Origin of the sequence: Collinsella sp. OF02-10 (assembly GCF_003463445.1) — a bacterium.
Lineage (GTDB): Bacteria > Actinomycetota > Coriobacteriia > Coriobacteriales > Coriobacteriaceae > Collinsella.
Genome location: NZ_QSCW01000019.1, coordinates 1 through 5,432 on the forward strand (window position 1 = coordinate 1; position 5,432 = coordinate 5,432).

A 5,432-nucleotide genomic window follows, 5' to 3' on the forward strand; every position below is an offset into this window, starting at 1 on the left:
GCACGGAGAGCATTTCCCAGTTGACAAAACTATAGGAACACCCCCCGTAACGGCGATCGCGGCAGAAACCAGTTCCCCCACCGGTGCAGTTGCCTTGCAGACGGAAGATGCGGCCGCCGCAAAAGAAAAAGCGTATGCAGCCATGCAGGAAGCGCTCAAAACCCTCGAGGCCGCAAAAGACGCCGCAAGTCCCGAGAAACTTGCGGTAATCGATGATGACATTGCCGCTTTTCAAGAGATCTACGACATGGTGGTGACGGAAGCCGCCAAATGGAGGAAACCCCTTCCCGCCATGCAAGCGAACGTCGATGCAGCCCAAGCCAAATACGATGAGGCCCACAACCGGACAAGCGGCCTTCAGGCAGAATTAAATAAGGCAATCGACGACGGAGCTTCTAACGAAACTATTAAGCAGTTGCAAAGTGAGATCATGTCGGCAGAAAGGCGAGAAAAATCTTGTGAAGATGATCTTCACCACTGCCAACGCCGGCTCGAAAGCCAGGAAAGACAGGTTCAGCGTTTCGAAAGTGAGGCGGAGAAAGCCAAAGCCCACATCGATGAGGGCGTAGCCAAGCGAGATGCGCTCCTCGACGATTTGGAAAAGGCGCAAGCGGCCTATGACGACGCCTGCAAAGCATACGAAGAGGCAAAGGCCGCGGCAGACAAGGCCACCTCGCCCGAGATAACGAAACCCGCCGAGACGACAAAACCCTCCAGCTCAGCGCAGCCGGCCGAAACGGCACAGCCCGCCAGCTCGCCCGCGACCGGCAAATACGCTCCATCGAGCTCCACCAAGCAAGCAGATACGACCGACGGCAAGCTCGCGAACACGGGCGACACAGCGCCGAGCGCAATCACACTCGCAGGAATCGCCGCCGCAGGGTTCGGAATAGCCACCGCGGGTGTACGCCGCATCAAGAACTCAAAGTAGCTGCCAGAGCATATCGCTCCCACCAATCTACAAGCCCATAGACAAAGAGGCCCGTTTCCCCAACCAAAACCAGGGAAACGGGCCTCTTTACTTGTAAAAACAGATGGCAACGCCGCCGTCTCTTGAACCACGTAGCCATTGATGTCTTGGCGCAGTCAGCGAGCGCCACCCAGAGCGAACAAGTTGGCATGAAAAAGGCAAGGCATAGACCTTCTGGTCATGCCTTGCCTTTTGAATGACAAATTGTCGCTCTGGGTGGCGCGCAGCGTCGAGCATTGCGCGGTTTGGTAAAACCGCGCAAAAAGAAAGCCCGTGCACTCGATGGATTCGGATGCCCGACAGAGGCTCCTTATGGCTGCTTCCTTCCGGACCTGACCAGATTCGGAACATGTCGTCATCCGAACCCATCGAACGCGCTAGGCGCTCGATATATCTTACCTGCTCCCGCCCGATGGGGCAAGACAGCTAATTTGGGACGGGGCTTTTTTGACTACTTTTTGACTGGGGACATCAGGGTGACGAAAGTAGCCAAGAAAGTCCCGTCCCAAAAAGACTGATCTGGTGCTGCGCCACGAAAAGGGCCTATCTACTACGTTTAGGCCGCAGGGGTCAACCATAGCCGACTTTTTCGAAAACCGGCAAGCTTTCTACCTGCGGTTTTAATTTCGCAAAATTCGGGATGATCGAGGGTACTCGGTTAAACGTAGTAGATGGCCGCATTTCGTGACGGACGGTCCGACCCAAGGCACAAGGCGGCCAGCCTCGGATGACCATTCACGAAGTTGCGGTGGAATACGGACTGATTTGGCACCTTAAAGGCAAAAACACTCCGTATTTCACCGCAACTTATAGAGAGATGGGTTTTAGAGGCGGGCGAGGTCGTAAGATCGAGCGGCAGACTCGCCGGCGCAGATAAGGTTGGTCATGGCTTCTTGGGGATCGAGCGCCAGCTCAAGGCCCATGGGCTTGCGGCAGATCGTCAAAACCAGGTCGACGCCCTGCCCATACACAGCATCCAGGTTGTCGGCACGACCACCCACGACGGCAACAACCGGCTTGCCATAGCGCTTGGCACGGCGGGCCACACCCACCGGCGCCTTGCCGGCGGCGGATTGCTCGTCCATATTGCCCTCGCCTGTAATGACCAGGTCGACATCGCGCACGCGCTCGTCAAACCCAATCAAATCGAGCACTGTCTCCACGCCCGAACGCAGTTCGGCGCCGAGCGCCAGCAGTGCGGCACCCAGGCCGCCCGCGGCACCGGCACCGGGCACACCGAGCACCGAGCCAAATGTCCGTGCACCCTCGGGCACGCGCAATAGCCCCTGCTCACGCGCCTCGACAATCGCCGCATCGAGCAGGCGGCCGTAGCCGACCATCCAGCTGTCGCACTTGTAGAGCGCCTCGGCGTCATCCGTCGGCAGGCCCTTCTGCCCGCCAAACACCGCCAATGCGCCGCGACGCCCTACGAGCGGATTCTCGACATCGGAAAGCACCACGACACGCGCGCCACTCAGTGCCCGAAGCGCCGGTGCCAAATCGATACTCGCCACGTGTTCAAGACCCGCAAGACCAGGGGCGATATCGCAGCCCTGATCATCGACCACACGCGCGCCCAGCGCCTGCAGCATGCCGGCGCCACCGTCGTTGGTGGCACTGCCGCCCAAGCCAATATAGATAGTCTTTGCACCCGCGCGAACCGCACGAAGCATCAGCTGGCCCACGCCATAGGTCGAAGCCGCAAGCGCCGCCGATTCCGTGCAGGGTGAATACCCAATACCCGCCGCCTCGGCCATCTCAATTACAGCCGACTCGTGCTCGCCGTCCACCAGCATCCGGGCAGACACGCGGTCGCCCAAGGGGCCTGCGACATCGCAGGTCACAAGCTCGCCACCGCATGCGGCGATGGCATCGAGCGTTCCCTCGCCACCATCTGCCAGCGGCAATGTGCGCACCTCGGCATCGGGCCAAACGCGGCGCACGCCTTCGGCAACCGCCGCCTCCGCCTGCGCGCTCGAAACGCTGCCCTTAAAGGAATCGATCGCCAACAGCACACGGCGGGGCCGGCGGCGCGCGGCACCAAAATCGACCGCCTCAACGGCAATATCTTCGGCACACACGAGCGCCTCGGCATGAGCGGCATGCGCCTCAAGATCGGCCCCACAACCGCAGCCAGCACCATCGGTGCCACGCAGCCTACTAAAATAGCTGCTCAACACCTCACGACACTCGTCTGCCAGCACGCCGGCGGTCACGTTAAACCGATGATTCAGGCGCGAATCGGCATTCAGGTCATACAGCGAACCCAGAGCGCCCGCCTTGGCATCAGCCGCGCCATACACGCAGCGTCCTACGCGCGCGTTAACCATAAGCCCCGCACACATGCAGCAGGGCTCGAGCGTCACGTAGACCGTACAGTCGGAAAGGCGCCAGCGACCGAGCGACCGAGCGGCAGCGCACAGGGCCGCGAACTCTGCATGCGCCGAAGGGTCCTGATCGAGCTCACGACGATTATGCGCCCGCGCGACAATCTCACCCGCGCGCACCACCACAGCGCCAATGGGCACCTCGCCCACCGCCGCGGCGGCGCGCGCCTCCGCCAACGCCTCGCGCATGAACTTCTCGTCGATTTCGGTGCTCGTCATCGTTCGCCTTCCCTGTTGCAAATTCAAAACGATGCTATCATTACGACTCACGGAGAGATGGCAGAGCGGTTGAATGCGGCGGTCTTGAAAACCGTTGAGCGCGAGAGCGTTCCGGGGGTTCGAATCCCCCTCTCTCCGCCACTTTTAATGATGCACCGGCGTCATGGTTCGCTCGAACAGTGCATCGACCACGTCGGCTATCTCAGGTCGACGCTCAAGATCGTGGCCCGATTCCCACCATATCGTGAAAAGTCGAATAATACCGCCGGCGACAAACTCAGACGTCGTCTCGAGTGACACGGGGACCAGGGCATCCTCGGCAAGCACGTTCATCACACGCTCGCGGATGGAGCGGGCAATGCGGTCGCAAATAACGTTGGTCAGCATTCCCGACATGCTGCTCGCCAAAATGTTGTCCATGAGCTGCTCATGGGCCAGAATCAGGTCCATGGCATCGTCCAAAATCGCGTGCCGAAGCGCGCGCACGTCCTCGGCAGACACTGTGCCGGCCTCATCGGGCTGTTTTTGCGGCAAGCCGGACATGAGCTCATCGATATAAAAGGCAAAGTAATCGTTCTTGTCGCGAAAGTGCTTGTAGAACGTCGTGCGGCGAATCATGGCGCGGTCGCACAGCATGGCAACCGTCAGGTCCTCAAAACGATGCTCCTCGAGAAGCTCGGTGAAAGCATCGAACAGGGCACGGTAGGTTTTCTTAATGCGAAGGTCCACTGGTATCGCCATCCTCAGGGCAAAGACAACACTCGTCAATCTGTCGCATATCTTACACCTGTACCTCGCGCGTTTTACCCCGGTGCCGACCCCGCCGAAAACATAACGCTTACCGGAAAGTTCGGCACGGCAAAACGTTGCGGGTATACTAGTAGCGTTATACCAACGGCAGCTGGCGCATGCCGCCGCGGCCATTCGAAACGGAGACATCATGATTACCGTCATCATCGGCATCGTTGTTGTCATTGTGATTGTCTGCGCCATCGCCGGCATCTACAACAACATGGTCACCAAGCGTAACCGCATCGATAACGCCTGGCAGAACATCGATACGCAGCTGCAGCGCCGCAACGACCTGATCCCCAACCTGGTCGAGACCGTCAAGGGCTACGCCAAGCACGAGCAAGAGACGCTCTCCGCCGTGATCAGCGCGCGTAACACCGCCGTCAAGGCCACCACGCCCGAGGCCAAGATGGAAGCCGACAACGTGCTGACCGGTGCGCTGCGCCAGCTCTTCGCCGTAGCCGAGGCCTACCCCGATCTGAAGGCAAACACCAACTTTACGCAGCTGCAGGCGTCGCTCGAGGATACCGAGAACAAGATTAGCTATGCACGCCAGAGCTACAACGACTGCGTGCTCAGCTACAACAACGCCATTCAGACGTTCCCGGCTGTCATCTTTGCCGGCATCTTCCAGTTTAAGGAGCGCCAGGGCTTCGAGGCCGCCGAAGCAGCCCGCCAGGCCCCGACCGTCAAGTTCTAGTAGTTTGGCAGCGCATCCTTAATCGGCCAAATGTATAAACCGCCCCGTCGAACGCATACTTCGACGGGGCGGTTTCCTTTTTCGCGAAGGTCCCCCTCTAAGCACCGTGCATTTTTGGGAGTATTCAACATAACCAAGAGCATCGGGTGCCACGACATAGGCCAAAGACCGCGAATATCCCTGCAAATCACCCGCTGTCAGCCCGTAACCCCGCCCATCATTCGTAGAAAACATCGAGAAATCCCGATTTTTTGCCCGAGGTCGGTATGCAGGGGCCTTCGATTGCAGAATATTCGCAAAAATGCACGTCGCCACCACCCCCACATGGCGCGAACCAAAACAAAGGCGCGGGCCAAAAGGCCGC

General features: G+C 59.2%; 4 protein-coding genes, 1 tRNA gene and 1 other RNA gene. 3 read left to right on the forward strand and 3 right to left on the reverse strand.

The window, feature by feature from the left end; genetic code table 11:
* Positions 1-931, forward strand: a 931-nt coding sequence (locus tag DXA43_RS08540; protein ID WP_117806849.1) for an LPXTG cell wall anchor domain-containing protein, incomplete at its 5' end; no start/stop codon positions are given.
* 315 nt (positions 932-1,246) lie between these two features.
* On the opposite strand, the gene ffs is transcribed toward DXA43_RS08540, so the two are convergent.
* Positions 1,247-1,342: signal recognition particle sRNA small type (gene ffs, locus DXA43_RS08545), an RNA gene on the reverse strand.
* A 452-nt stretch (positions 1,343-1,794) separates the two neighbouring features.
* A complete protein-coding gene (gene tadA / locus DXA43_RS08550; protein ID WP_117806850.1) occupies positions 1,795-3,576 on the reverse strand; it encodes a tRNA adenosine(34) deaminase TadA in 1,782 nt (593 codons plus the stop codon).
* A 51-nt stretch (positions 3,577-3,627) separates the two neighbouring features.
* Between tadA and DXA43_RS08555 the strand changes: the two genes are divergently transcribed.
* Positions 3,628-3,717, forward strand: a tRNA-Ser gene (locus DXA43_RS08555).
* 3 nt (positions 3,718-3,720) lie between these two features.
* Here DXA43_RS08555 and DXA43_RS08560 read toward each other — a convergent pair.
* The gene (locus DXA43_RS08560; protein WP_158564968.1) at positions 3,721-4,305 is read right to left on the reverse strand and encodes a TetR/AcrR family transcriptional regulator; all 585 of its coding nucleotides are present in this window, start codon (positions 4,303-4,305) and stop codon (positions 3,721-3,723) included.
* Between the two features lie 211 nt (positions 4,306-4,516).
* On the opposite strand from DXA43_RS08560, the gene DXA43_RS08565 reads away from it, so the two are divergent.
* Positions 4,517-5,068 (forward strand): LemA family protein, encoded by a 552-nt coding sequence (locus tag DXA43_RS08565; RefSeq protein WP_082421874.1) that lies wholly within the window; start codon positions 4,517-4,519, stop codon positions 5,066-5,068.
* Positions 5,069-5,432: the final 364 nt, after the last annotated feature.